At 65.7% G+C, this 24,625-nt stretch carries 21 protein-coding genes and 1 riboswitch; of the genes, 17 read left to right on the top strand and 4 right to left on the bottom strand.

Going from position 1 to position 24,625, the window contains the following annotated elements:
• Positions 1–50 precede the first annotated feature (50 nt).
• Positions 51–1,682 (top strand): NAD+ synthase, encoded by a 1,632-nt coding sequence (locus AC1DE1_RS13540; RefSeq protein WP_477176286.1) that lies wholly within the window; start codon positions 51–53, stop codon positions 1,680–1,682.
• A gap of 284 nt (positions 1,683–1,966) precedes the next feature.
• On the opposite strand, the gene AC1DE1_RS13535 is transcribed toward AC1DE1_RS13540, so the two are convergent.
• A complete protein-coding gene (locus tag AC1DE1_RS13535; protein WP_046972119.1) occupies positions 1,967–2,806 on the bottom strand; it encodes an outer membrane protein assembly factor BamD in 840 nt (279 codons plus the stop codon).
• A 69-nt stretch (positions 2,807–2,875) separates the two neighbouring features.
• Here AC1DE1_RS13535 and rluD point away from each other — a divergent pair, with 69 nt between their 5' ends.
• Positions 2,876–3,853, top strand: a complete 978-nt coding sequence (rluD, locus tag AC1DE1_RS13530) for a 23S rRNA pseudouridine(1911/1915/1917) synthase RluD (protein WP_441605334.1) — start codon at positions 2,876–2,878, stop codon at positions 3,851–3,853.
• Between the two features lie 2 nt (positions 3,854–3,855).
• The gene (gene pgeF, locus AC1DE1_RS13525; RefSeq protein ID WP_477176305.1) at positions 3,856–4,602 is read left to right on the top strand and encodes a peptidoglycan editing factor PgeF; all 747 of its coding nucleotides are present in this window, start codon (positions 3,856–3,858) and stop codon (positions 4,600–4,602) included.
• 184 nt (positions 4,603–4,786) lie between these two features.
• Here the strand turns inward: pgeF and otsA are convergent, their stop codons facing one another.
• Genes otsA through otsB form a run of 3 tightly spaced genes read right to left on the bottom strand, consistent with a single transcriptional unit; the run spans position 4,787 to position 8,743 of the window.
• The gene (gene otsA / locus AC1DE1_RS13520) at positions 4,787–6,172 is read right to left on the bottom strand and encodes an alpha,alpha-trehalose-phosphate synthase (UDP-forming) (RefSeq protein ID WP_477176285.1); all 1,386 of its coding nucleotides are present in this window, start codon (positions 6,170–6,172) and stop codon (positions 4,787–4,789) included.
• A gap of 2 nt (positions 6,173–6,174) precedes the next feature.
• The gene (locus AC1DE1_RS13515) at positions 6,175–8,001 is read right to left on the bottom strand and encodes a glycoside hydrolase family 15 protein (protein ID WP_477176284.1); all 1,827 of its coding nucleotides are present in this window, start codon (positions 7,999–8,001) and stop codon (positions 6,175–6,177) included.
• The gene (gene otsB, locus AC1DE1_RS13510; protein WP_477176283.1) at positions 7,973–8,743 is read right to left on the bottom strand and encodes a trehalose-phosphatase; all 771 of its coding nucleotides are present in this window, start codon (positions 8,741–8,743) and stop codon (positions 7,973–7,975) included. Before otsB ends, AC1DE1_RS13515 begins: the two co-directional genes overlap by 29 nt.
• Positions 8,744–8,986: 243 nt before the next feature.
• Between otsB and clpB the strand changes: the two genes are divergently transcribed.
• The 14 genes from clpB (at position 8,987) to AC1DE1_RS13440 (ending at position 24,507) form a co-directional block, all read left to right on the top strand.
• Positions 8,987–11,569: an ATP-dependent chaperone ClpB gene (gene clpB, locus AC1DE1_RS13505; protein WP_477176282.1), complete on the top strand. Its 2,583-nt coding sequence runs from the start codon at positions 8,987–8,989 to the stop codon at positions 11,567–11,569.
• Between the two features lie 753 nt (positions 11,570–12,322).
• A riboswitch (cobalamin riboswitch) is annotated at positions 12,323–12,562 on the top strand.
• 21 nt (positions 12,563–12,583) lie between these two features.
• Positions 12,584–14,542: a TonB-dependent vitamin B12 receptor gene (btuB, locus tag AC1DE1_RS13500; protein ID WP_477176304.1), complete on the top strand. Its 1,959-nt coding sequence runs from the start codon at positions 12,584–12,586 to the stop codon at positions 14,540–14,542.
• A 64-nt stretch (positions 14,543–14,606) separates the two neighbouring features.
• Positions 14,607–15,185, top strand: coding sequence for a hypothetical protein (locus tag AC1DE1_RS13495; RefSeq protein ID WP_477176281.1), 579 nt, complete (start codon positions 14,607–14,609; stop codon positions 15,183–15,185).
• 2 nt (positions 15,186–15,187) lie between these two features.
• Entirely contained in the window at positions 15,188–15,808 is a 621-nt protein-coding gene (gene cobO, locus AC1DE1_RS13490; protein WP_477176280.1) for a cob(I)yrinic acid a,c-diamide adenosyltransferase, read from the top strand.
• A gap of 46 nt (positions 15,809–15,854) precedes the next feature.
• Complete coding sequence (locus AC1DE1_RS13485; protein ID WP_477176279.1) at positions 15,855–17,153, top strand: cobyrinate a,c-diamide synthase; 1,299 nt, start codon at positions 15,855–15,857, stop codon at positions 17,151–17,153.
• Positions 17,154–17,167: 14 nt separating this feature from the next.
• A complete protein-coding gene (gene cbiB, locus AC1DE1_RS13480) occupies positions 17,168–18,079 on the top strand; it encodes an adenosylcobinamide-phosphate synthase CbiB (protein WP_477176303.1) in 912 nt (303 codons plus the stop codon).
• The gene (cobD, locus tag AC1DE1_RS13475; RefSeq protein ID WP_477176278.1) at positions 18,072–19,070 is read left to right on the top strand and encodes a threonine-phosphate decarboxylase CobD; all 999 of its coding nucleotides are present in this window, start codon (positions 18,072–18,074) and stop codon (positions 19,068–19,070) included. Before cbiB ends, cobD begins: the two co-directional genes overlap by 8 nt.
• Positions 19,067–20,551 (top strand): cobyric acid synthase, encoded by a 1,485-nt coding sequence (locus AC1DE1_RS13470; RefSeq protein ID WP_477176277.1) that lies wholly within the window; start codon positions 19,067–19,069, stop codon positions 20,549–20,551. Before cobD ends, AC1DE1_RS13470 begins: the two co-directional genes overlap by 4 nt.
• Complete coding sequence (gene cobU / locus AC1DE1_RS13465) at positions 20,539–21,060, top strand: bifunctional adenosylcobinamide kinase/adenosylcobinamide-phosphate guanylyltransferase (RefSeq protein WP_477176276.1); 522 nt, start codon at positions 20,539–20,541, stop codon at positions 21,058–21,060. The genes AC1DE1_RS13470 and cobU overlap by 13 nt, the downstream gene beginning before the upstream one ends.
• Complete coding sequence (cobT, locus tag AC1DE1_RS13460) at positions 21,057–22,103, top strand: nicotinate-nucleotide--dimethylbenzimidazole phosphoribosyltransferase (RefSeq protein WP_477176275.1); 1,047 nt, start codon at positions 21,057–21,059, stop codon at positions 22,101–22,103. The genes cobU and cobT overlap by 4 nt, the downstream gene beginning before the upstream one ends.
• Positions 22,100–22,678 (top strand): histidine phosphatase family protein, encoded by a 579-nt coding sequence (locus AC1DE1_RS13455; protein ID WP_477178424.1) that lies wholly within the window; start codon positions 22,100–22,102, stop codon positions 22,676–22,678. Before cobT ends, AC1DE1_RS13455 begins: the two co-directional genes overlap by 4 nt.
• A complete protein-coding gene (locus AC1DE1_RS13450) occupies positions 22,675–23,394 on the top strand; it encodes an adenosylcobinamide-GDP ribazoletransferase (protein WP_477176302.1) in 720 nt (239 codons plus the stop codon). The genes AC1DE1_RS13455 and AC1DE1_RS13450 overlap by 4 nt, the downstream gene beginning before the upstream one ends.
• 122 nt (positions 23,395–23,516) lie before the next feature.
• Positions 23,517–23,804, top strand: coding sequence for an FmdB family zinc ribbon protein (locus AC1DE1_RS13445; protein ID WP_441603141.1), 288 nt, complete (start codon positions 23,517–23,519; stop codon positions 23,802–23,804).
• Between the two features lie 124 nt (positions 23,805–23,928).
• Positions 23,929–24,507, top strand: a complete 579-nt coding sequence (locus AC1DE1_RS13440) for a DUF3011 domain-containing protein (RefSeq protein WP_046971060.1) — start codon at positions 23,929–23,931, stop codon at positions 24,505–24,507.
• The last annotated feature ends 118 nt before the right edge of the window (positions 24,508–24,625 follow it).

Raw genomic sequence — 24,625 nt, 5'->3', positions numbered from 1 at the left:
AGGCGGGCCTCGGGTACAATTTCAGGCCCCAAGAGTATGGATTCCCCGGCATGCCCTCCTTACGCTTCGCGCTGGCCCAGTTCGATTTTCCCGTAGGCGCGGTTGCGGCCAATGCGGCCAAAGTGGGCGACCTGCTGGCGCAGGCGCGCGATGGCGGCGCGGCGCTGGTGGCGTTCCCCGAGTTGACCCTGAGCGGTTATCCGCCGGAAGACCTGTTGCTGCGCCCTAGCTTTCTGGCGGCCTGCCAGTGCGAGCTCAATGCGCTTGCTGGCGGCACCAATGGCGTGGCCGCGCTGGTCGGTCATCCGCACAGCGAGGGCGAGGTGTACAACGCGGCCAGCCTGCTGCGCGGCGGCAGCATCGAGCTGACCACGCACAAGCAGGCCTTGCCGAACTACGGCGTGTTCGACGACAAGCGCTATTTCCGCCCTGGCCATGACAGCGCCGTGGCGATGATCGAGGGCGTGCGCGTCGGCATGCTGATCTGCGAAGACATCTGGCAACCCGAGCCGGCGGCCAAGGCTGCGGCGGCGGGTGCCGAGCTGATCGTGGTCATCAACGCCTCGCCCTGGGACGACGCCAAGCAGTCATCGCGCGAGGCCGTGCTCACCCAGCGTGCGCTGGAAACCGGCTGCGCCATCGCCTATGTGAACCTGGTCGGTGGCCAAGACGAAGTGGTCTACGACGGCGGCTCGCTGCTGGTGAACGCGGACGGCAGCATCGCCGCGCGCGCCCCGAATTTCGTGGACGTGATGCTATGGGCCGAATTCGACGGCGAAACGCGCACCCTGCGCGCTGAGAACTGGCCCACCGCGGCCGATGCGTCGATCGAAGCCACGCTCTACGCGGCACTGGTGCGCGGCATTCGCGACTACATCGAGAAGAATGGTTTTCCGGGCGTGCTGCTAGGCCTTTCCGGCGGCATCGATTCCGCCCTGACTTTGGCGCTGGCCGTCGATGCGCTTGGCGCCAACCGCGTCACCGCGGTGATGATGCCCACGCGCTACACCTCGCAGCTGTCGCTCGATGGTGCACGGGCGCAGGCCGTGCAGGCGGGCGTCGATTACCACATCATCAATATCGAGCCGATGGTCGATGCGTTTCTGGGGGCGCTTACTCCGGCATTCGCGGGCAAGGCCGCGGATACCACCGAGGAAAACCTGCAGTCGCGCACGCGCGGCGTCACCCTCATGGCGCTCTCCAACAAGCACGGCCGCCTCTTGCTGGCGACCGGCAACAAGAGCGAGATGGCGGTGGGCTACGCCACGCTGTACGGCGATATGTGCGGTGCTTATGCGCCGCTGAAGGACGTCTACAAGACCGTCGTCTACCGCCTCTCGCGCTGGCGCAACGAGCATGCAGCGCGCATGGGCGAGCCCGAAGCGATTCCCTCGGCGGTAATCGATCGCCCGCCCTCGGCCGAACTGCGCGACAACCAGACCGACCAGGATTCGCTGCCCCCGTACGACGAACTCGACGCGATTCTTGCGCGCTTCATCGAAGCGGAGCAGTCGCAGGCGGAAATCGCTGCGCAGGGCTTTCATGCCGATACCGTGCGTCGCGTCGTGCGGCTGGTGCTGCTCAATGAGTTCAAGCGGCGGCAGTCGGCGCCGGGGCCGCGCGTGACGACGCGTGCGTTTGGGCGCGAGCGGCGGTATCCGATTACGTCGGGCTGGAAATAGCGCGAGCGTGTACGTCCTCTGTGGGAGCGCACCCTGTGCGCGACCGCGGAGATGAGATGTACCTCGGTGTCGCCAGATGGCGTCGCGACAACCAGAAACTGCGGCGGGATTCAGCGCCGCGGTCGCGCACAGGGTGCGCTCCCACAGTGGGTGGGGCGCTACCCGACGTAAGACACAAAAAAAGCCGGCGGCCCAAGGCCACCGGCTTTTTCCATTCCGAGGTCGCAAAGCGACCGGCTTAACTCTTCGCAGGTCGCAAAGCGACCGGCAATCCCCTTCTCGAATCAATGATGCCCCGAGAACGGCACCGCCTTGCGCAGCAGCGACGGCGCGTGCGGCCACTTCGGATCCTTCAGGTACGGGTGATCCGGGTAGTTCAGGGCCAGCACCTGGCGGGTCTGGTCGGCGAGGTTCTTCTGTTCCATGCCCAGGTAGCTGCGGGTGAGGATGGCCAGCGCGTCGCCCGTCTGCGGGGCCTGCTGGTAATGCTCGATCACATACTGGGCGCGGTCGGCGGAGGCCACGTAGGCCTTGTTGCGCAGGTAGTACTCGGCCACGTTGATCTCGAACTGCGCCAGCACGTCGCGCAGGTAGATCATGCGCTGGCGCGCGTCGGCGGTGTAGGCGCTGTCCGGGAAGCGGCGAGACAGCTCCGAGAAGTCGTCGAACGACTTCAGGTTGAAGCCCTGGTCGCGACGCGTCTGCGCCTCGTTCTTCTGCAGCAGGCGCTCCATGGCGCCGCCGGTGCGATCAAAATTGATCAGACCGCGCAAGTAATAGGCATAATCTACGTGCTTGTGGGTCGGATACGTCTTGATGAAGCGGTTGATCGTGGAGTAAGCGTCGTCCGGCTGGTTGTCTTTGTACTGCGCATAGGCCAGGTCGAGCTGAGCCTGCTCGTTGTAATTACCGGACGGGAAGCGCGCGATCAGGCGCTGGTAGGCTTTGCTGGCGGCCGAATAATCGGCGTGTTCCAGTGAGTCGTGAGCTTTGTCGTAAAGCTTGTCTACCGGCAGCGTATCGTTGGTGTCCCTCTTGTGATGGAACATCGAGCATGCGCTCATCGACAAAACGATGGCGAGCACGACAAAAATTTTGAAAGCCGGCAGCTTGGTTACGCGCATGAGAAGGGTTCAGATGTTTGAGCGAAAAGGGATGATAGCCGAAACGGCCGGGCGGCCGGGCGGCCGACCATGACGATGATTCGTCATGACGCCACGGTACCCCTGTCGGCCGCGGGTCGGAGGTTCGACCAGACAGTGGCCGAGATGTTCCCGGACTACTCGCGGTCGCGTCTCACGGCGTGGATCAAGGCCGGTGCCGTGACCCTGGACGGCGCCGTCGCGCCGCCTCGCCAATTGCTGCGTGGCGGGGAAAAAGTCCAGGTAGAAGCGGAACTTGAGACCGAAGTGGAGCTCGAGCCGGAGGCCATCGCCCTGGACATCGTCCACGAGGACGACTACCTGCTGGTGCTGAACAAACCGGCCGGCCTGGTGGTGCATCCGGGCGCAGGAAATAGTGCCGGCACGGTGCTGAACGCCTTGCTGCACCACGATCCGAAGCTGGCCGAGCTGCCCCGCGGGGGCATCGTCCATCGCCTGGACAAGGACACCTCGGGCCTGATGGTGGTCGCCAAGACCCTGGCGGCCCATACGGGCCTGGTGGACATGCTGTCGCGCCACGATGTGGAACGGCAGTACGAGGCCGTGGTGCTGGGCACCTTGGTGGCCGGCGGCACGGTGGATGCGCCGATTGGCCGGCATATGGGCGACCGCCTGCGCCAGGCCGTGCGCGACGAGGAGGACGGCAAGCACGCCGTCACCCACTATCGCCTGCGCGAGCGCTTCCGCGGGCACAGCCTGATCCAGTGCAGCCTGGAAACCGGCCGCACCCATCAGATTCGCGTGCACCTGGCGCATATCAACCATCCCCTGGTCGGCGATCCGCTGTACGGCGGCGGCCTGCGCCTGCCCAAGGGCGCCACGCCCGAGCTGGTGGCGGCCTTGCGCGGCTTCCGCCGACAGGCGCTGCACGCCGAGCGGCTGGCCTTCGAACACCCGGTGACGCATGAACCGATGTCGTTCAGCGCCGATCGCCCGGCCGACCAGCAGGCGCTGATCGACGCCTTGCGCGCCGATACCGCCCAGGCCGATCCGAGCGACTGGCGGTGACCCTGGATAGCGCCTGGCTCGTGCCGGACTGGCCGGCGCCCGCCCGTGTGCGGGCGGCGGTCAGCACGCGGCAGGGGCCGGGCGTCTCGCAGGGCGCCTGGGGGCGCTTCAATCTTGGCGCCCGTTGCGGCGATACGCCCGAGGCAGTGGCGGCCAATCGAGCCGCCGTGCGTACCGCCCTGAGTCTTGAGCGCGATCCGCATTGGCTGCAGCAAGTGCATGGCGTGGATGTCGCCGATGTCGACCGCTCAGACGATGGGCAGGAGCCGCGCGCTGACGCCTCCGTCACCCAGCGTGCGGGCGAGCCGCTGGTCATCCTCACTGCCGACTGCCTGCCGGTGCTGTTCTGCACCGCCGACGGCCGCGCCGTGGCCGCTGCCCACGCGGGCTGGCGCGGTTTGCAGGCCGGCGTGCTGGAAGCTGCATTGAATTCCCTGCAGGCGCCGCCTGCCCAGGTGATGGCCTGGTTGGGGCCGTGCATCGGCAAGGCCAGCTATGAAGTGGGGGTTGAAGTGCGCGATGCCTTCGTGGCGCTCGATGGCGGTGCGGCTGAGGGTTTCGAGCCGACGCGTCCTGGGCACTGGTTGTGCGATCTGGCTTGGCTGGCGCGTCGCCGTTTGCAGGCGGCGGGCGTCGATCGGGTCTACGGCGGTGGCTTTGATACCCGTACCGACGATCGTTTCTATTCGTACCGCCGCGATGGCGCGCAGAGCGGGCGCTTCGCCAGCTTGATCTGGCTCGAAGGCTGAAGGGACCTATCGATCCCCTTGGACGCGACGGTCCCCTTGTAGGAGCGCACTTGTGCGCGACCGCGGAATGGCAGTGCACCTCTGGGCATCATTATGAAGCCCCTGTTGTCGCCTGGGCTGATGTTATCGAGCCCATCCGCGTGGCGGTCGCGCACAAGTGCGCTCCTACAAGGGAGAGATCACGTCAATCGGCCAACCGCCGCAAAAACGCATTCCGCCACGCCGTCACATCCTGCTTCTCCAACACGTCCATCATCCGGCGCCAGCGCGCGCGCCGCTCATGCAGCGGCATCTCCAGCGCAATACCCAGCGCTTCGGCCAGTTCCTCGGTATCGGCCGGATTGACCAGCAGCGCATCACGCAACTCCTGCGCAGCGCCGGCGAAGCGCGACAGCACGAGCACGCCGGGATCTTCCGGATCCTGGCTGGCCACGTATTCCTTGGCCACCAGATTCATGCCATCGCGCAGCGGCGTGACCAAGCCCACGCGCGCGGTGCGGTAGTAGCCGCTGAGCAGGCTGTGCGGAAACGAGTTGTTGACGTAGCGGATCGGCACCCAGTCCGGCGCCGCATACATGCCGTTGATATGGCCGGCCATGCGTTCGAGCTCGCGGCGGATCTGGCGGTATTCCAGCACGCCGCCGCGCGAGGGCGGGGCGATCTGCAGGAAGGTCACCTTGCGATGCAATTGCGGGGAGCGCTCCAGCAGGCGCGCATAGGCATGGAAGCGCTCGGGCAGGCCCTTGGAGTAATCCAGGCGGTCGACGCCAATGATCAGCGCACGCCCTTCCAGGCTCTGTTTCAGATCGTGGATTTCTTCATGCTCGTCCGCATGGCTGGCCGACTCGGCGACCTGCGCGGTGTCGATGCCGATGGGAAACACTTCAGCGCGGAAGGTGTGTCCTGCCGGGGTTCGGATGCGCCCGTCCCGGCGCATGCTCGCGCCCACCTCGAACAGGAAGTACTCCTGCAGGGCTCGCTGGTCGCGTGCTGTATGCAGGCCGACCAGGTCATAGCAGGCCAGGGTCTCAAGCAATTCCAGATGGCGCGGCAGCGCGATCAGCAGGCTGGCGGCCGGCAGCGGCGTATGCAGGAAGAAACCGATGCGATTGTGCACGCCGCGTTCGCGCAGCATGGCGGCCAATGGAATCAGGTGGTAGTCGTTGATCCAGACCAGGTCGTTGGGCCCGATCAGCGAGATCAGCTTCTCGGCGAACAGATTGTTGACGCGCAGATAGCCGGCCAGGTGCTTGCGGTCGTAGTCGACCAGGTCGGGCCGGTAGTGCAGCAGCGGCCACAAGGTGCGATTGGCGAATCCGTCGTAGAAATCGTCGTGATCCGTGCGGGAAAGATCGATGGTGGCGTATTCCACCGGACCATCGCTTTGCTTGTGCACTTCGCTGGCGGTTTGACGCGAGATCTTGCCGCTCCAGCCAAACCAGACGCCTCCGCGCTCCTGCAGGGCGGCCCGCATGGCCGACGCCAGGCCACCGGTTGCGGTCTGGTCGGGGAGTGCCACTCGATTTGAAACCACGATCAGTCGTCCCTGACCGCTGTTTCTTCCAGCCATCGTCACAATGCATCCTCCCAGCGCCTGGACAGGCGCATTGCGGCCTGGATCAGGCCCACCATCGAATAAGTCTGCGGAAAGTTGCCCCAGTGCTCGCCGTTGGCCGGTGCGATGTCTTCGGACAACAGGCCCAGGGGATTTCGCTGCGCCAGCATGTGCTCGAACATCTCGCGCGCGCGCTCCCGGCGCCCGGTGGCGGCCAGCGCTTCGATGTACCAGAACGTGCAGATGTTGAAGCTGGTTTCCGGCGCACCGAAATCGTCCGGGGCGATGTAGCGGAACAGATAGTCGCCGCGACCCAGCGCGTGGCCGATGGCGTCCACGGTGGCGATGAAGCGCGGGTCCATCGCATTGACGAAACCGATATCGGCCAGCAAGAGCAGGCTTGCATCCAGGTGTTCGCCGTCGTACGCATCGACAAAGGTGCCGAGCTTTTCGTTCCAGGCATGCGCTTCGATGCGTTCATGCAAGGCGACCGCCTCGTCATGCCAGTAGCGCGCACGGTCATCGAGGCCAAGCTCGGTGGCGATATGCGCCAGGCGATCGCAGGCGGCCCAGCACATGGCGGCGGAATAGGTGTGCACGGCGGCGCGGCCGCGATATTCCCATAGCCCCGCATCCGGTGTTTCGGCCACGCGCAGGGCCAATTCACCCATGCGTTCGAGCCGGCGAAAGGTGAGCTCGTCGCCGGGATGTTCAAGGCGGCGATCGAAAAAAATCTGCGCCGAAGCGAGCACCACCGACCCATACACATCGTTCTGCCGCTGCCGCCACGCGTCGTTGCCCACGCGCACCGGACCCATGCCGCGATAGCCGGCCAGGCTTTCCACCTGCGTTTCCATCAGGTCATGTTCGAAGGTGATGCCAAACACAGGTCCGATCTCGCCGTCGCCATCGGCGACCAGGTTGAAGACGTAGCGGATGTACTCCTCCATGCTGCGGGTGGCGCCGAGACGGTTGAGTGCGCGCACGGTGAAAGCGGCGTCGCGGAGCCAGCAGTAGCGATAGTCCCAGTTGCGGCCGGAATTGGCGGACTCGGGGATGGAGGTGGTGAGCGCGGCGACAATCGCGCCGGTCGCTTCGTACTGGCACAACTTCAAGGTGATGGCGGAGCGGATGATCGGCTCCTGCCATTCGTAGGGAACCGACAGATTGCGCACCCATTCGCGCCAATAGGTAAGCGTGTTTTCCAGCGTGTGATGGATGAAGTCCGCCGGACTTTCCGTCAGCGTTTCGTCCGGTCCGAACACAAAATGCGCGGGCTTTTCCAGGAAGAACGGCAGGCTGCGTTCGATCATGGTGGACGACACGTCGCTGGTCAGTCGCTGCACCACGCCATCGAGCATGAAGCGGATATGGTTGCTGCCCGAGGTCGTCTGCGGCACTTCGCTGCCGTACCCGCAGAGCGGGCGCAGCCGCACGCGAATCCGCGCCGAGCCGCCGATGGGCCGCACGCGCCGCGCGATCAGGACGGGATGATAGAAACGGCCGCGCGCACGAAAGCGCGGCATATAGTCGACGATCTCCACGCCCGAACCATGATGGTCGTAAAGGCGGGTCACCAATACGGCGGTATTGGGCATGTAGTGCTGTTCGGCGCGGTCGATGTCTTCCAGCTCGATCGACCAGTCGCCACCGTCGCGTTTAGGCGACAACAGTGCGCAAAAACTGGCGTCGCCATCGAAGCGCGGCAGGCAACACCAGACGATGCGACCGCGTCCGTCGATCAGTGCGGCAACACTGCCGTTGCCGATGACGCCCAGTTCCAGGGACGATTTCGCTCCTGGGTCAGGCTGGGTGTCAGGCGTTTCCTCCTGAGGAATGGGCATGCGCGAGGGCTCCATGCTTGAGTGCGTGCAGCACGCGGAACAGCCAGGCCCGCGCGGCGGCAGGCTCCGGCAGCGAATAGCGGGCCACGCTCGGTTCACGCGAACCCACGCGTACGCTCAACCCGTTCTGGAGATTGGCCGTGGCGAAGCCATGTTCGTCGGTGAGATCGTCGCCCACGTAGACCGGCAGGCGATCGCGGAACGGCCAGGCCGACATCAGCGTGGCCACGGCCGAACCCTTGTCCATGCCTTCGGGCTTCAGTTCGATGACCAGGTTGCCCGGCTGCATCTCGTAGCCGGCCAGCGACGGCAGCACTTTCTGCACGCGCTCGCGCAAACGTTCGAACATCTGCGGCGAGGTGCGGCAATGCAGGGCCACCGCCATGCCCTTGTCTTCCAGCATGACGCCGGGCAATTCCGCAACGATGGCGCCGGCGATATCGCGAACCAGCGAGCGACGGGTGGCGCCGATATGCACACCACGATAGCGACCGTCGGCGCCGCGCAATTCCAGGCCATGCAAACCCGCCATCGCCCACGGCGGATGGCCAAACAAGTCGTCGAGGTCGTCGAGCCCGCGACCGCTTACCAGGGCGAGCGCGCCATCGAGCGCGCCGTAGAGGTCTTCGACCAGTTCGCGCAGGCGCGAATCCACGCAGACCTGATCGGGATGATCGGCAAAATCCAGCAGCGTGCCGTCCACGTCAAGAAACAACGCCCAGCGGTCATCCACGCCAGGCATAGGCGGAGCCGGAAGAGGCGTCTGGGCGGACATGGCGGAGTGGGGCACGGGGGATAGCACGAGCGCAGACTATCAAGGCAAATGTGAAGGCAAGCTCTGGGTGCGGCGTGCGTTGGCTGAAGAAAAGTCGTACACCTGACGTTGACGTGGCTTGAATCACGCGCGGGTGATCCGCATCTGTTTTGGCAGTGGCAGTCAGGGATGCCCTGATCTGCCAAATCCTATTGATCGAGGGGACAACCCATGCGGATGGACAAACTCACCTCGCGTTTTCAGCAGGCCTTGGCGGACGCCCAGTCGCTTGCCGTCGGACGCGACAACAACATGCTTGAACCGGTCCACGTGATGGCCGCGCTGCTGGACCAGCAGGGCGGTTCCACGGGACCGCTGCTCACCCAGGCGCAGGTCAACGTACCCACGCTGCGCCAGCGCATCAACGAGATGGTCGACCGCCTGCCGCGCGTCACGGGACAGGAGGGCAATATCCATGTCGGCAACGAGCTGACGCGCCTGCTCAACCTCACCGACAAGCTGGCGCAGCAGCGCGGCGATCAGTTCATCGCCAGCGAATTGTTCGTGCTTGCGGCACTGGAGGACAAGGGCGAACTGGGCGCCGCGCTAAAGGCCGCCGGCGCTACCAAGGCGAACGTCGAGGCTGCCATCGAGAAGCTGCGCGGCGGCGAAAAAGTGCAAAGCGAGAACGCTGAAGACCAGCGCCAGGCGCTGGAGAAATATTGCATCGATCTTACGTCGCGCGCCGAGTCGGGCAAGCTCGATCCGGTGATCGGTCGCGACGAGGAAATCCGCCGCACCATCCAGGTGCTGCAGCGTCGCACCAAGAACAATCCGGTACTGATCGGCGAGCCCGGTGTGGGCAAGACCGCCATCGTCGAAGGCCTGGCCCAGCGCATCGTCAAGGGCGAAGTGCCCGAAGGCCTGCGTGATCGCCGCGTGCTCGCGCTGGACATGGGCGCGCTGATTGCCGGCGCAAAATTTCGCGGCGAGTTCGAGGAGCGCCTCAAGGGCGTGCTCAATGATCTTTCCAAGCAGGAAGGTCGCGTCATTCTCTTCATCGACGAGCTGCACACCATGGTCGGCGCCGGCAAGGCCGATGGCGCCATGGATGCCGGCAATATGCTCAAGCCCGCGCTGGCGCGCGGCGAGCTGCATTGCATCGGCGCCACCACGCTGGACGAATACCGCAAGTACATCGAGAAGGATGCCGCGCTGGAGCGCCGCTTCCAGAAGGTCTACGTAGGCGAGCCCAGCGTGGAAGACACCATCGCCATCCTGCGCGGCCTGAAAGAGCGCTACGCCGTGCATCACGGCGTGGAGATCACCGATCCGGCCATCGTCGCGGCGGCCACGCTGTCCAACCGCTATATCCCCGATCGCCAGCTGCCGGACAAGGCCATCGACCTGATGGACGAGGCGGCCTCGCGCATCCGCATGGAAATCGATTCCAAGCCGGAGGAGCTTGATCGCCTGGAGCGTCGCCTCATCCAGTTGAAGATCCAGCGCGAGATGCTCAAGAAGGAAACCGACGACGCGTCCAGGAAGCGCCTCGCCGATCTGGAAAGCGACATCGAAAAGCTCGAGCGCGAGTTCTCCGATCTCAACGAGATCTGGAAGTCCGAAAAGGCCGCGCTGCAGGGCGCGACCAAGGTGAAGGAACAGATCGAAGCCGCGCGCGTGGAACTGGACGCCGCCCAGCGTCAGCAGGACTACGCCAAGATGAGCGAGATCCAATACGGCAAGCTGCCGGAGCTGGAAAAGCAGCTCGCCGCCGCACAAGCTGCGGAAAAGCAGGACTTCAAGCTGGTGCAGGATCGCGTGACCGAGGAGGAAATCGCCGAGGTCGTGTCGCGCTGGACGGGTATCCCCGTCAACAAGATGCTCGAAGGCGAGCGCGACAAGCTGCTGCATATGGAAGACGCGTTGCATAAGCGCGTGGTCGGCCAGGATGAAGCCGTGCGTGCGGTGTCCGATGCGATTCGCCGTTCCCGTGCTGGCCTTTCCGATCCCAATCGCCCCAATGGCTCGTTCCTCTTCCTCGGCCCCACCGGCGTGGGCAAGACCGAACTGTGCAAGGCGCTGGCCGAGTTCATGTTCGACACGCAGGATGCGATGGTGCGCATCGACATGAGCGAGTTCATGGAGAAGCACTCCGTGAGCCGCCTGATCGGTGCGCCTCCGGGCTATGTGGGCTACGAAGAAGGCGGCTATCTCACCGAGGCAGTGCGTCGTCGTCCGTACAGCGTGATTCTGCTGGACGAGGTGGAGAAGGCGCATCCGGATGTGTTCAACATCCTGCTGCAGGTGCTGGACGATGGTCGCCTCACCGACGGCCAGGGTCGCACAGTGGATTTCCGCAATACCGTCATCGTGATGACCTCCAACCTTGGCTCGCAGATGATCCAGGAGCAGGCGGGCGACAGCGAAGCGGACTATCTGCAGATGAAGGCAGCGGTGCTGGGCGTGGTGCAGGCGCACTTCCGCCCGGAGTTCATCAACCGACTCGATGAGCTGGTGGTGTTCCGCCCGCTGGAGAAGAAGCAGATCCGCAAGATCGCGCTGATCCAGCTGACCTATCTGGAGAAGCGTCTGGCCGAGCGTCAGCTACGGATGGAGATCAGTGACAAGGCGCTGGATTTGCTGGGCAACGTGGGCTTCGATCCGGTGTATGGCGCGCGGCCGTTGAAGCGGGCGATCCAGCAGCAGCTGGAGAATCCGCTGGCGCGGCAGATCCTGGAAGGGAAGTTTGCTGCTGGCGCGACCATCGTGGTGGAGGCGGAGCAGGGGCATTTGGTGTTCCACACGCAGTAACGCGCGGTTTGGATGTTGATGGTTGTGGCGCCCGTCCTGTGCGAACAGGGCGGGCGTTTTGTTTTGCGTGGCCTTTCAAAGGCGCGCCGCTTTGCTCCCTCTCCCCGCCGGGGAGAGGGCTGGGGTGAGGGGCGGGTGCTCGCGGGAACCTTTCTATTCGTCATCCCGGCGCAGGCCGGAAGCGCTCTTCAACAGCTGAAGGCTGGTCATCCAGAACCTCGGTCTTTGGTTCTAGCGATACGGCGACCTGGCTCGCCTGCCGCGGGCTTCCGTGCCGCTGCCGCGGCCCGGGTTACTTTTCTTTGCTTGCCCACGCACGCGCAGGAGCGCGTGCGAACGGCGAAGCCGGCCCGCAGGGCGGAGGGCAGGATGCCCGGAGTGAAGAAAAGTAACCAAAAGAAAGGGCCCCCCGGATGACGCGCCTTCCGGGTCTTCGACCCTCCAGGTGAGCGTGCGGGCTCCGGGTTTTTTCGACAGGACATCCCTGTCCTGTCGAAAAATTGGCCGCATCCCTGCGGCCACCCTGCGGGCTTTCCTCCACCCGCCCGCCGCGTCATACGGGGACCCCCAAGAGCCAAGAGCCGGAGCCAAGAGCCGCAGATCTATTGTGGGAGCGCACCCTGTGCGCGACGAACCTACGGAGCGATACATCCCAGCGTGGCTGTCGCGCACAGGGTGCGCTCCCACAGGAAGGCGTGCACGGACGAAACGGGGGAGACGGCTCACCCCAACGGCCCCAGCCCCCACTCTGCTACCATGCGCCCCACCTGAGGTGACCCCCAGCCAGTCGGTTGGGAGTTGAAACGGGAATCCGGTGCGGCGCTGATGCGCCTATTCCGGAGCTGCCCCCGCAACGGTAGGCAGGCGCGATCCAGATGGGGATCGACGGAGCGACATCGAGCCACTGTGCCAAGCGCATGGGAAGGCGTCGTTCCGGAAGACATTGCGTCTTCGCCCGCGAGCCCGGAGACCGGCCTTGAGGTACGACCAGACAGGCGGTGGGCCGTGTCATGGATGTCGTGCACGCGCACGGCCGCCACGCTCCTCCTGCCTGTCTATTTCCCATGCGTTCCGCGCGGGCAGGCGCGGTTGAGGAGCAGTACTTTGACCATCCGACTTTCCATGATCCGTCGCGCCGCACTGGCGACGGCACTTTCGACCATCGTCTTCCCGGCGTTCGCCGACGACACGACCAACCTCGACGGCGTGGTGGTGACGGCCACGCGTACCGAGCAGACGCAGAACCAGACGTTGTCCGCGGTGACGGTGATCGACCGCGCCGATATCGAACGCCTGCAGCCGTCTTCGCTGGCAGACCTGCTGCGCGGCACGCCTGGCATGCAGATTGCCAACAACGGCGGCCCCGGCAAGGCAACCAGCGCGTTCCTGCGTGGCACCGAAGCCGACCACGTGCTGGTGATGATCGACGGCGTCAAGATCGGCTCGGCGACGCTGGGCACGGCGGCGTTGCAGGACATCCCGGTCGACCAGATCGAGCGCATCGAAATCGTGCGCGGCCCGTTCTCCAGCCTGTACGGCTCCGAAGCGATCGGCGGCGTGATCCAGATTTTCACGCGTCGCCCGGAAGGCGCCTTCGTGCCGTCCTTCAGCCTGGGCGTCGGCAGCTATAGCCATCTGAACGGCTCGGCCGGTTTTGCCGGCAAGAGCGGCGACGGCTGGTACTCGCTGGAGGCCTCGCACGATCAGACGCACGGCATCAATTCCTGCCGCGTGGGTGCAGCTGAAGTGGGCGCAGCCTGCTTTGCCGACCAGCCGGACAAGGATGGCTATCGCAACAATGCGCTGACCCTGCAGGGCGGCTACAAGTTCGACGAACAGTGGGATGCCGATGTGCGCCTGTTCCGCAGCGAAGGCCACAACTACTACGACGGCACGTACACCGACTCCGACAAGAGCGCCACGCAAGTGGTGGGCGGCAGCGTGCACTATCGTCCGGCGTCCAATGTGAAGCTCACGCTCAGCCTCGGCACCAGCGGCGATTTCAGCAAGGACTTCTACCAGGGCGTGTACGTCGATCGTTTCGACACGCATCGCGATCTGGGTTCGTTCCAGGCCGATATCGGTTTCTGGGGCGGCCTGCTGACGACCGGCTTCGACTGGCAGCGCGACCACGTGGACAGCACCGCCGGTTACATGAATGCGTTTACCGGCGAGCCGGTGAACAGCCGCATCGACCGCGGCGGCTTCGTGCAGTGGCAGCAGACCTTCGGCAGCCAGTCGGTGCAGGCCAGCGTGCGTCACGACGACAACAGCCAGTTCGGCAGCAAGAACACCGGCAGCCTGTTGTGGGGCTGGGACTTCACCCAAACCCTGCGCCTCACCGCGAGCTATGGCACCGCGTTCAAGGCGCCGACCTTCAACGATTTGTACTACCCGTTCTACGGCGACCCGAATCTCAAGCCGGAACGTTCGAGGAACTTCGAACTCGGCCTGCGCGGCAGCTACGACTGGGGCTACTGGTCGTTGAACGCGTTCCGCAACAACGTGACCGACCTGATCACCTACGACGCCGCCACCCAGGCGCCGGGCAATGTGGACCAGGCGCGCATCCGTGGTGCGGAAGGCGTGGTGAGCGGGCACGTGCTGGGCTGGCTGGTGACGGGCACGGCCACCTGGCTGGACCCACGCGACGAGTCGACCGCGTACGAAGGCAACCTGCTGCCGCGCCGTGCGCGCCAGACCGGCAATATCGACCTCGATCGCAGCTTCGGCGACTTCAGCGTGGGTGGCACGTGGTTCGTCTCGGGCCGTCGCTACGATGATCTGGCCAACCAGCATCCGCTGGGCGGCTACGCCATCACCAACCTGCGCGTAGCCTATGCCATCTCGCGCGATTTCAAGCTGCAACTGGCATTGAACAACGCCTTCGGCAAGGACTACGAGACCGCCTGGTACTTCAACCAGCCAGGTCGCAACTACATGTTGACCCTGCGTTATCAGCCCGCGCAGTAATCCATGACGCCGGGGCCCGCGAAGGCCCCGGCGTTTTTCCATGCATTCGACCAGGAGTCGTTTCGTGAAAGCTCTTTCCGGTTCCCGTTTCAACGCGCTGTGGCTGGTACTGGTCGCGGTGATGATCGCCACCCGCTTCAAGCATTTCGGCGACACGCTGCATCTGCCTGATGCTTCGATGGCGTTGTTCTTCCTTGGTGGTCTCTATCTGCGCCGCCATTGGACCTTCGTGGTGATGGTGCTGCTTGCGGTGGCGCTGGACTGGATTTCGATCAGCTACGCGGGCGTGAGCGCCTTCTGCGTGACGCTGGCGTACTCGTTTTTGCCCTTGGCTTACGCAGTGCTCTGGTACGCCGGACGCTGGTATGCGCCGCGCGTGAATCAGGGCGCGTTGTCGCTGCTCGGAGCATTGGGCGTGGCCGTGTTGGCGGCCGTGGCTTCGTTCGCCATCTCCAATGGCTCGTTCTATTGGCTGGGCGGCCGTTATGCGCAGCCGCACATGAGCGAATACCTGGCGCGCCTGTGGCAGTGGGGGCCGCTGTTCGTGCGCACCACCCTGGGCTACGTCGCGGCAGCCCTGGTGCTGCATGCTGTGATCGTGCGCGCGGCATCGTCTTCTACGGCACACCAGAAGGGAGCCTGAGCATGAGCGACACGCCCGAAACGCCGAATGCCGAAGAACGCCACCGCGAGCGCATGCAGCGCAAGAAGGAGCTGGTCGATCGCAAGATAGCCCGCGCCACCATCGAGCGCGGCGTGCTGGTGGTGAATACCGGTAACGGCAAGGGCAAGAGCTCCTCGGGCTTCGGCATGCTGGCGCGTTCGCTCGGCCATGGTTTTCGCTGTGGCGTGGTGCAGTTCATCAAGGGCAGTTTCTCCACCGGCGAGGAAGCGTTCTTCCGCCGCTTTCCCGATGAGCTCGATTACCACGTGATGGGCGAAGGCTATACGTGGGAGACGCAGGACAAGGCGCGCGATATCCAGGCGGCGCAAGCGGCCTGGCAGGTGGCGGCCAATATGCTGGTGGATGAGTCGCTCGACTTCGTACTGCTGGACGAACTCAATATCGCCCTGGTCAAGGGCTATATCGACCTGGACATCGTGTGCGCCGCGCTGAGGGCGCGCCCGCCACGCCAGCACGTGGTGATCACCGGGCGCGGCGCGCCGGATGGCCTGGTGGAACTGGCCGATACGGTGACGGAAATGCGCCTGGTGAAGCACGCCTTCCAGGCAGGCATCAAGGCGCAGCAGGGCATCGAGCTCTGACGCGACGGTTCGGCGTGGCAAGCGGCACCAACGACGGAGTTCACCGATGACTGACCAGATCGCCTCCTGTCCTGCCTTGCTGGTATCGGCGCCTGCGTCGGGGCAGGGCAAGACTTCGGTGACGGCGGCGCTGGCGCGCTGGCATGCCCGGCAGGGCAGGCGCGTGCGCGTCTTCAAGACGGGTCCGGATTTTCTCGACCCCATGGTGTTGGAGCGCGCCAGTGGCGCGCCGGTCTACCAGCTCGATCTGTGGATGAACGGCGAGGACGACGTACGCGCGCGCTTGCATGAAGCGGCTGGCGAGGCGGATCTCATCCTGGTCGAAGGCGTGATGGGCTTGTTCGACGGCGGCCAGTCGAGTGCGGACCTCGCCCAGCGTTTCGGTTTGCCGGTGCTGGCCGTGATCGACGGTTCGGCGATGGCGCAGACCTTTGGTGCCCTGGCGCTGGGACTGGCGAGTTATCGCGACGGCCTGCGCGTGCATGGTGTCGCCGCCAATCGCGTGGGCAGTGCGTATCACGCTCAGCTGCTTGCCGGCAGTGTGCCGTCCCCTCTGCAGTGGTTGGGTGCGTTGCCGCGCGATGCGGCGCTGGCCTTGCCCGAGCGGCATCTGGGTCTGGTGGCCGCTGGCGAGCTGGGCGATATCGACGCGCGCCTGGATGCACTGGCCGACGCATGGGGCACCCATGCCAATGCCGAACTTCCGCCGCCGGTGGCGTTTCCCGCAGCGTCACACGCGCCGGTGCCCAAGCAGTTGCAGGGTTGCCGCATCGCGATTGCCCGCGACGCGGCGTTCTGTTTTCTCTATCCGGCCAATCTCGATCTGCTGCGCGAAGCGGGCGCGGACTTGCGCTACTTCTCGCCGCTGGCCGGTGACGCGCTGCCCGAATGCGATGCGGTATGGCTGCCTGGCGGCTATCCCGAACTGCATCTGGCGACGCTATCTGACAGCGACAACTTGCGCAGCGCCTTACACGATCATGTGAATGCCGGTCGCCCGCTGCTGGCCGAATGCGGCGGCATGCTATACGCGCTGGATTCCCTGGCGGGCACCGATGGCGCGGCGTTTCCGATGGCGGGCCTGCTGCGCGGCCGGGCGACGATGCAGACGCGACTCGGTGGGCTAGGCATGCAATCCGTTGCCTTGCCCGAAGGCGAGTTGCGCGGTCACACCTTTCACTACGCGCTAGCCGAAATCGACGAGGCGCCCTGGGCGATGGCCAGCAACCCGGATGGCGGTCCGAGCCGGGAAGGCGTGTTTCGCCGCGAACGATTCACGGCGAGCTTCATGCACCTTTATTTTCCGTCGAACCCGACGGCGGCCGTGGCCTTGTTCCGGCCATGACCACCGCCCTGGCCATGCTGCTCGCGGTGCTGCTGGATGCGTGGCTGGGCGAACCGCGGCAGATGCACCCGCTGGTGTCGTTTGGACGTCTGGCCGCCTGGGCCGAATCGCGATGGCACGCGGATCGTCGTGCGTCAGGCGTGCTGGCCTGGTGTGTGGTGGTGCTGCCGCTGGTGGCGTTGGCCTGGTTGCTTGGCACGTGGCTCGGGCATGCAGCGTCCTGGTTACGGCTGCTCTTCGATGTACTCGTGCTTTACCTGGCCATTGGTTTGCGCAGCCTGGGCGATCACGCGATGCCGGTGGCTCGCGCACTCGCCGCCGGCGACATTCTTGGCGCACGCACGGCGGTAGGTCGCATGGTCAGTCGCGACACGCTTGCACTGGATGACGCCCAGGTCGCCGCGGCCGCGACGGAATCGGTGCTGGAAAATGGCAACGATGCCGTGTTCGGCGCGCTGTTCTGGTTCCTCGTGCTGGGTGCGCCGGGCGCGGTGCTGTATCGACTGGCCAACACGCTGGATGCGATGTGGGGTTATCGCACGGAGCGCTACGATCGCTTCGGCTGGGCGGCGGCGCGGATCGATGATGTGCTCAATTTTCTGCCGGCACGCCTGACTGCCATGAGTTACCTGTTGCTGGGCGACGCGGCGCGGGCGTGGCGCTGCTGGCGCGTACAGGCGCCGCAATGGGACAGCCCGAACGCCGGACCAGTGATGGCGGCCGGTGCGGGCGCGCTGGGTGTATGCCTCGGCGGAGCGGCGCCTTATGACGGCGTGTGGGAGCCGCGCCCGGTGCTGGGCGAGGGCGATGCACCGGATGGTCAATCGATCGTGCGCGCGCTGCAATTGGTGCGTCGCTGCGTGGTGCTCTGGCTGCTGGTGATCATGCTGCTGGGCATCGTGAGCTGGGGAGCCGGCCATGCTTGAACATGGCGGACGCCTGTTGCGAGCAGCCCGCGACTACGGCATTGCGCCGGATGCGTGGCTGGACTTGTCCACCGGCATCAGTCCTTATGCCTGGCCGGTGCCCGTCCTGCCGGCATCGGTCTGGCAGCGATTGCCCGAAGACGACGATGGCCTCGTCGGTGCCGCGTGCGAGTACTACGGTGCGTCGCAGCTGTTGCCCGTGGCCGGATCGCAGGCCGCCATCCAGATGCTGCCCAGTCTGCGGCAAGCCTCGCGCGTGGGAGTGATTGCGCCTGGCTACAACGAACACGCGCATGCCTGGCGCCGCGCGGGTCATGCGGTGGAAACGCAGTCGGCATCGAGCTTGCTGGCCGATCCATCGCGCTACGACGTGATCGTCCTGATCCATCCCAACAACCCCGGCGGCGAGCGCTTCGAGCGTGACGTCTTGCTGGCATGTCATGCCGCGCTGGCCTCGCGCGGCGGTTGGTTGATCGTCGACGAGGCCTTCATGGATGTCACGCCAGAGCAAAGCCTGTGTAGCGAAGCGTACCGCGACGGGCTGATCGTGCTGCGCTCCGCCGGAAAGTTCTTTGGCTTGGCCGGAGCGCGCGCGGGTTTTGTGGCTGCGCATCCTGCGTTGCTTGAAACACTGGGCGATCGATTGGGCCCGTGGACGTTGAGCGGGCCGACGCGTCATGTACTCAGGCTGGCCCTTGCCGATCGCGCATGGCAGGCCACGGCGCGCTCCTGGCTGCAGGATATGAGCGCAGGTCTGGCGGCCGTGCTGCTGCGTCATGGCATGGCAGCCACGGCAGGGTGCGCGTTCTTCCAGTGGTGGCGGCACGCAGGCGCAGAAGCAGTGCATATAGCGCTGGCCAGGCAAGGCATCCTGACCCGGCTGTTCGAGACGCCCGCAAGTCTGCGTTTTGGCCTGCCCCCTGATGAGGTTGCGCTACGGCGACTCGACGATGCGCTGCGCGCGCTGGACTTGAAGGAGAGGCGGCGATGAGCGCTGGCGTGCTGATGGTGCAAGGCTGCACCTCTGATGCGGGCAAGAGCACCCTGGTCACCGGCTTGTGCCGCTGGCTGCACCGACGCGGCATCGCCGTGGCGCCGTTCAAACCGCAGAACATGGCCTTGAATTCCGCGGTGACGATCGATGGCGGCGAAATCGGCCGTGCCCAGGCCGTGCAGGCGCAGGCGGCCGGGCTGGAGCCGCATACCGATTTCAATCCGGTCCTGCTCAAGCCCAATAGCGACATTGGCGCGCAGGTGATCGTGCATGGACATCCCGTGGCGAACATGGATGCGCGCCACTACCACGACTACAAGCGCATCGCGATGGATGCCGTGCTCGCCTCGCATCACCGCCTGGCCGATCGCTACGACGCGATCATCGTGGAGGGTGCGGGCAGCCCCGCAGAGATCAACCTGCGCGATCGCGACATCGCCAACATGGGTTACGCGGAGGCGGTCGACTGCCCGGTGATCCTCATTGCCGATATCGACCGCGGCGGCGTGTTCGCGCATCTCGTGGGTACGTTGGCGCTGCTGTCGGACAGCGAGCGTGCACGCATCGCCGGCTTCGTCATCAATCGCTTTCGCGGCGACATGGCGTTGCTCCAGTCCGGCCTGGATTGGCTGGAACGCGAAACCGGCAAGCCGGTGTTGGGCGTGCTGCCCTATCTGCACGGCCTGCACCTGGAGGCCGAAGACGCCTTGCCGCGCGACGCAGTCCAAAAGAGGGATGCGCGCCTGCGCGTGCTGGTGCCGGCCTTGCCGCGCATCAGCAACCACACCGACTTCGATGCCTTGCTCGCCCACCCGGACGTCGAGCTTCGTTTCGTGGGTCCCGACGAGGCGCATCCGCCGGCCGACCTGATCGTCCTGCCCGGTTCCAAATCCACCCGCGCCGACCTGGCCTGGCTGCGCGCGCAGGGCTGGAACGAAACCATCACGCGCCATCTACGCTACGGCGGGAAAGTGATCGGCATCTGCGGCGGCTTCCAGATGCTGGGGCGCTTCGTGCATGATCCACAGGGCATCGAGAGCGAGCCGGGCTCGAGCGCTGGACTGGGCTGGTTGCAGATGGAGACCACGCTTCAATCGCGCAAGCAATTGCGCCGCGTGGAGGGGAAACTGGTCCTGGGAGACGCGCGGGTGAGCGGCTATGAAATCCACTGCGGCGTCAGTCGTGGTGCAGCGTTGGAGCAGCCGGCGAGTGTGCTCGCCTCAGGCGAGCCGGACGGTGCGCTGTCGCCTGATGGTCAGATCTTCGGCACCTACCTCCACGGCCTGTTCGATGAGCCGCAGGCGCTCTCGGCCCTGCTCGCCTGGGCAGGTCTGCGCCATGCCGCCCCGCTGGACCTGTGCGCGTTGCGCGAGGCGAGCATCGACCGCGTGGCAGATGCCGTGGAAGCACATCTCGATACGCCGGCGCTGCTGCGTCTGCTGCAACCGGTGAAGGAGTCCACACCATGCGCACCCTGATCCTCGGCGGCGCCCGTTCCGGCAAAAGCGCACTGGCCGAACGCCTCGCCGCCGAGTCGGGGCACGAGGTGGTCTATATCGCCACGGCACAGGCGCACGATGAGGAAATGGCCGCGCGCATCGCGCATCACCGGGCGCAGCGTCCTGCCCACTGGCTCAGCGTGGAGGAACCGCTGGCCTTGGCCGCCGCACTGGAAGCGCATGCGCGCCCTGGCCGCTGCGTGCTGGTCGACTGCCTCACGCTGTGGCTCAGCAACCTGCTGGGCGCACCCGAAGACGCCCGCCTCGCGCAGGAGCGCGACGCCTTGCTACAGCTGCTGCCCTCGTTGAAGGGACAGCTGCTCCTGGTCAGTAACGAAGTGGGCCTGGGCGTAGTGCCCATGGGTGAACTCACGCGACGTTTTGTAGATGAAGCCGGACGCTTGCACCAAGCCCTTGCCGCGCAGTGCGAGCGAGTGGTGTTTGTCGCTGCCGGATTGCCCATGCCTCTCAAAGGAAGCCTTACATGAGCCAAGACTGGCTGACTGAACCCTGTTTTGCGATCGATGAAGCGAGCCGCCAGCGCGCACTGGAACACCAGTCGCAGCTGACCAAGCCGCCGGGTTCGCTGGGCACACTGGAAACACTGGCCGTGCGTCTGGCCGGCATGCAGCACGCGGTGATGCCGTCGCTGCAGTCGGTGTGGATCAGCATTTTTGCAGGCGACCACGGCGTGGCCGCCGAAGGTGTGTCGGCGTTTCCGCAGGTGGTGACCGGCGAGATGATCCGCAACTTCGCCAACGGCGGCGCTGCGATCAGCGTGCTGGCGCGCAGCCTGGGCGCCATGCTCGAAGTGGTGAACCTGGGCACGGTGAATGATCCGGGTGAGCTGCCCCATGTGCGTCGCGCCATCATCGCGCCGCAAACCAACAATTTCTGCGAACGCCCTGCGATGAGCGCCGTGCAGTTGGAGCTCGCCCTGCGTGCCGGTGCCGACAGCGCCGAGGCAGCGCAGCTGGCCGGCGCGAAGCTTTTCATCGGTGGCGAGATGGGCATCGCCAACACGACCTCGGCGGCGGCGCTGGCCTGCGGCCTTTTGCGCGAGTCGCCCAGTGCGCTCGCCGGCGCGGGCACCGGTCTGGATGCCGCGGGCATCCAGCACAAGGCCGCGGTGATCGAGCGCGCGCTGGCGCTCTATCCCGCCGACGACGATGCGCTGGCCTGGCTCGGTCGCGTGGGCGGCTTCGAGATCGCTGCGCTTTGCGGCGCGTATATCGGCGCGGCGCAGCGCGGCATCCCGGTGCTGGTCGATGGCTTCATCACCACGGCCGCGGCCCTGGCAGCCGTGCGCATCAATCCGTCCTGCCGTGAGTGGATGTTCTTCGCGCACCGTTCGCGCGAGCGCGGGCACGCGCGCCTGCTTTCGGTGCTCGAAGCCGATCCGTTGCTGGATCTTGGCCTGCGCCTGGGCGAGGGCAGCGGTGCTGCCGCGGCCGTGCCGCTGATGCGCCTGGCCTGCGATCTGCACGCGCGCATGGCCACCTTCGCGCAGGCGGGGGTGAGCAGCGCATGATCGGCAAGCACACCGGCATCGATTTGTTGCGCCATGGCGATACCGGGCAGCGCAGCTATCGCGGCCAACTCGACGACGCGCTCAGCCCGCTGGGCTGGAGTCAATTGCGTGCGGCGATTTTCGGACGCAGCTGGGATGCCATCGTCACGTCGCCGCTGCGTCGTTGCGCGGAGTTTGCGCAGGATCTGGCCTGTGCACGCCGCGTGCCGATGCGGGTCGATTCGCGTCTGGCCGAATACCACTTCGGCGATTGGCAGGGCGTACCCATCGAGACGCTGGCCCAGCAACAGGGCGATGCGCTGGCGCGCTTCTGGGCTGATCCCGTCGCGCATCCGCCGCCGGGCGGCGAGTCGTTCGCGGCCTTTCGCGATCGTCTTTGCTCGGCCTTGAACGAAGTCGCCGAAGCGGCGGAAACCCAGCGCGTGCTGGTGGTGACCCATGGCGGCGCGATCCGGCTGCTGCGTTGCGAGGCGGAAGCGCGCGACTTCGGCGAGATGGCGAACATCGACGTGCCGCACGCATCGCTGCATGTGCTGCCGTGGGCGGCGCCATCGAGCAAGCAGGACCAGGCCTGATGCGAGGGCTGTTCGCGGCCATCGGCTTTCTCACGCGCTTGCCGCTGCCGGCGCGCGCGTTCGATGGCGCGTCCTCGCCCTCGGCACAGCTGGCCTGGTATCCCGCCGTGGGCTTGTTGCTTGGCGCGTTGCTGTGGTGCCTGGGTTGGCTGTTGTCCGGCGCGTCGCCCTTGCTTGCGGCAGCGCTATTGCTGGTCGCGTGGGTGGCGCTCACGGGCGCACTGCACCTGGACGGCCTGGCCGACAGCGCGGACGCCTGGGTGGGCGGCCTGGGCGATCGCGAGCGCACGCTGACCATCATGAAAGACCCGCGCAGCGGCCCGATCGGCGTTACCGCGATCGTGCTGGTCTTGCTGTTGAAGTTCGCGGCGCTGGCCAGCGTCCCGCAGCCATCGGCGATGTTATGGGTGGCACCCTTGCTTGGCCGCTCCGTGCTCACCGCGGCGTTCATGACGACGCCCTACGTGCGCAGCGGCGGCCTGGGCAGCGGCCTGGTGGGTGAGTCGCGGGCGGTGTGCGCGGTGGCGCTGCTGCTCGCCGCGATCGTTGCATTGTTCGCCGGATGGCACGGGCTGCGGGCCGTCTTGGTGGCCGCCTTGGTTTTTGCCTGGTGGCGATGGACCTGCCTGCGCCGGCTTGGCGGCATGACCGGCGATACCTGCGGTGCGCTGACCGAATTCACGGAGGCGGCCGTACTGGTGGCGCTGGCGCTCTAGCGGTTTGCCTTGCCAGCACCTACAAATCGTTGAATTCCCGCCGTTCGCCTCGATAATGGACAGTTGTCGCCGTATGCGCCGGTGCGTGATCCCGGCACGGCGATCGATCCTTCGGAGTGTCCATGCCTATCTACGAATTTGAATGCGCCAGCTGCGGCCACCGTTTTGACCGCCTGCAAAAGATCGCCGATCCCGATCCGTCGGTGTGCCCGGCTTGCGACGTGGCCGAAGTGAAGCGACGCCTGAGCGCCCCGGGTTTCCGCCTGGCCGGCAGCGGCTGGTACGAGACCGACTTCAAGAAGGACGGCGACAAGAAGCGCAACCTGGCCGGCGACAGCGCCGCGCCTGCGGCCAGTGCGCCGAGCCCGCCCGCGCCCTCCAGCTCATCGAGCTCCTCCAGCGACAGCTGAGCGAGCCGGATGGCTGAACGGCGGATAGCCGGCCGGCAGGTTTCTACGAACAGTCGCAAGATATTCAATTCCGGTTGAAGATATTCCCACTAGCGTGACTAGCCGTCACAGAGGAGTGGGATTGATGTTCCGGATACGAACAGGCTTGATGGGTGTAGCGGCAGGTCTCATGGCAGGCCTGCTGTGGGTGGCGGCGCCGGCCGTACATGCGCAGGGTCGCGACCAGGTGCGTTGCGGCAGCGACGATGGCCGCTTCACGCGTTGCCAGGTGCCGTGGCGCGACGCCGAAATGATCCGCCAGGAATCGAACAGCCCGTGCATCCGCGGGCGGACCTGGGGCGTCGATCGCGGCGGCCTGTGGGTGGATCAGGGCTGCCGCGCCCAGTTCGTCGAAATGGGCGGTGGCGGTTACCGCCCGCCGGGTGGTGGTGGCTATTACCCGCCGCCGGGCTATCGGCCGCCGGACAACGGCGGCTGGCGCCCGGGTCCCGACTGGGATCGCGAGATCCGCCTGCAGTGCGAAAGCAACGACAAGCAGTACCACTTCTGCCAGGTGGACGTGGGTGGCCGCGGCAATGCCGTGCTGCTGCGCCAGCTGTCCGGTTCGCCCTGCGAGCAGGGCTACAGCTGGGGCTGGAACCGTGCCGGCGTGTGGGTTTCCAAGGGCTGCCGCGGCCTGTTCTCGGTGAATCGCCGCTGGTAATGGACTGAAACGTGGGCGCAGGCGCGGTTTTCCAACCCCGCCTGCTGCCCGCCGCCGGGCGGGTCGGTGTTAACATTCCGGGTCTTCTTGTCCACGCATCACGCCGCCCAGCGGCCCG

The sequence above is a fragment of the Dyella sp. 05T440 genome, assembly GCF_056395965.1.
This window is presented reverse-complemented; position numbering and strand designations above follow the sequence as displayed.

Excerpts from the sequence above, each read along its gene's own strand:
- AC1DE1_RS13540 (WP_477176286.1), top strand. The coding sequence starts at position 51 with ATGCCCTCCTTACGCTTCGCGCTGGCCCAGTTCGATTTTCCCGTAGGC.
- AC1DE1_RS13535 (WP_046972119.1), bottom strand. The coding sequence starts at position 2,806 with ATGCGCGTAACCAAGCTGCCGGCTTTCAAAATTTTTGTCGTGCTCGCC.
- rluD (WP_441605334.1), top strand. The coding sequence starts at position 2,876 with ATGACGATGATTCGTCATGACGCCACGGTACCCCTGTCGGCCGCGGGT.
- otsA (WP_477176285.1), bottom strand. The coding sequence starts at position 6,172 with ATGGCTGGAAGAAACAGCGGTCAGGGACGACTGATCGTGGTTTCAAAT.
- AC1DE1_RS13515 (WP_477176284.1), bottom strand. The coding sequence starts at position 8,001 with ATGCCCATTCCTCAGGAGGAAACGCCTGACACCCAGCCTGACCCAGGA.
- otsB (WP_477176283.1), bottom strand. The coding sequence starts at position 8,743 with ATGCCTGGCGTGGATGACCGCTGGGCGTTGTTTCTTGACGTGGACGGC.
- clpB (WP_477176282.1), top strand. The coding sequence starts at position 8,987 with ATGCGGATGGACAAACTCACCTCGCGTTTTCAGCAGGCCTTGGCGGAC.
- btuB (WP_477176304.1), top strand. The coding sequence starts at position 12,584 with ATGTCGTGCACGCGCACGGCCGCCACGCTCCTCCTGCCTGTCTATTTC.
- cobO (WP_477176280.1), top strand. The coding sequence starts at position 15,188 with ATGAGCGACACGCCCGAAACGCCGAATGCCGAAGAACGCCACCGCGAG.
- AC1DE1_RS13485 (WP_477176279.1), top strand. The coding sequence starts at position 15,855 with ATGACTGACCAGATCGCCTCCTGTCCTGCCTTGCTGGTATCGGCGCCT.
- cbiB (WP_477176303.1), top strand. The coding sequence starts at position 17,168 with ATGCTGCTCGCGGTGCTGCTGGATGCGTGGCTGGGCGAACCGCGGCAG.
- cobD (WP_477176278.1), top strand. The coding sequence starts at position 18,072 with ATGCTTGAACATGGCGGACGCCTGTTGCGAGCAGCCCGCGACTACGGC.
- AC1DE1_RS13470 (WP_477176277.1), top strand. The coding sequence starts at position 19,067 with ATGAGCGCTGGCGTGCTGATGGTGCAAGGCTGCACCTCTGATGCGGGC.
- cobU (WP_477176276.1), top strand. The coding sequence starts at position 20,539 with ATGCGCACCCTGATCCTCGGCGGCGCCCGTTCCGGCAAAAGCGCACTG.
- cobT (WP_477176275.1), top strand. The coding sequence starts at position 21,057 with ATGAGCCAAGACTGGCTGACTGAACCCTGTTTTGCGATCGATGAAGCG.
- AC1DE1_RS13455 (WP_477178424.1), top strand. The coding sequence starts at position 22,100 with ATGATCGGCAAGCACACCGGCATCGATTTGTTGCGCCATGGCGATACC.
- AC1DE1_RS13445 (WP_441603141.1), top strand. The coding sequence starts at position 23,517 with ATGCCTATCTACGAATTTGAATGCGCCAGCTGCGGCCACCGTTTTGAC.
- AC1DE1_RS13440 (WP_046971060.1), top strand. The coding sequence starts at position 23,929 with ATGTTCCGGATACGAACAGGCTTGATGGGTGTAGCGGCAGGTCTCATG.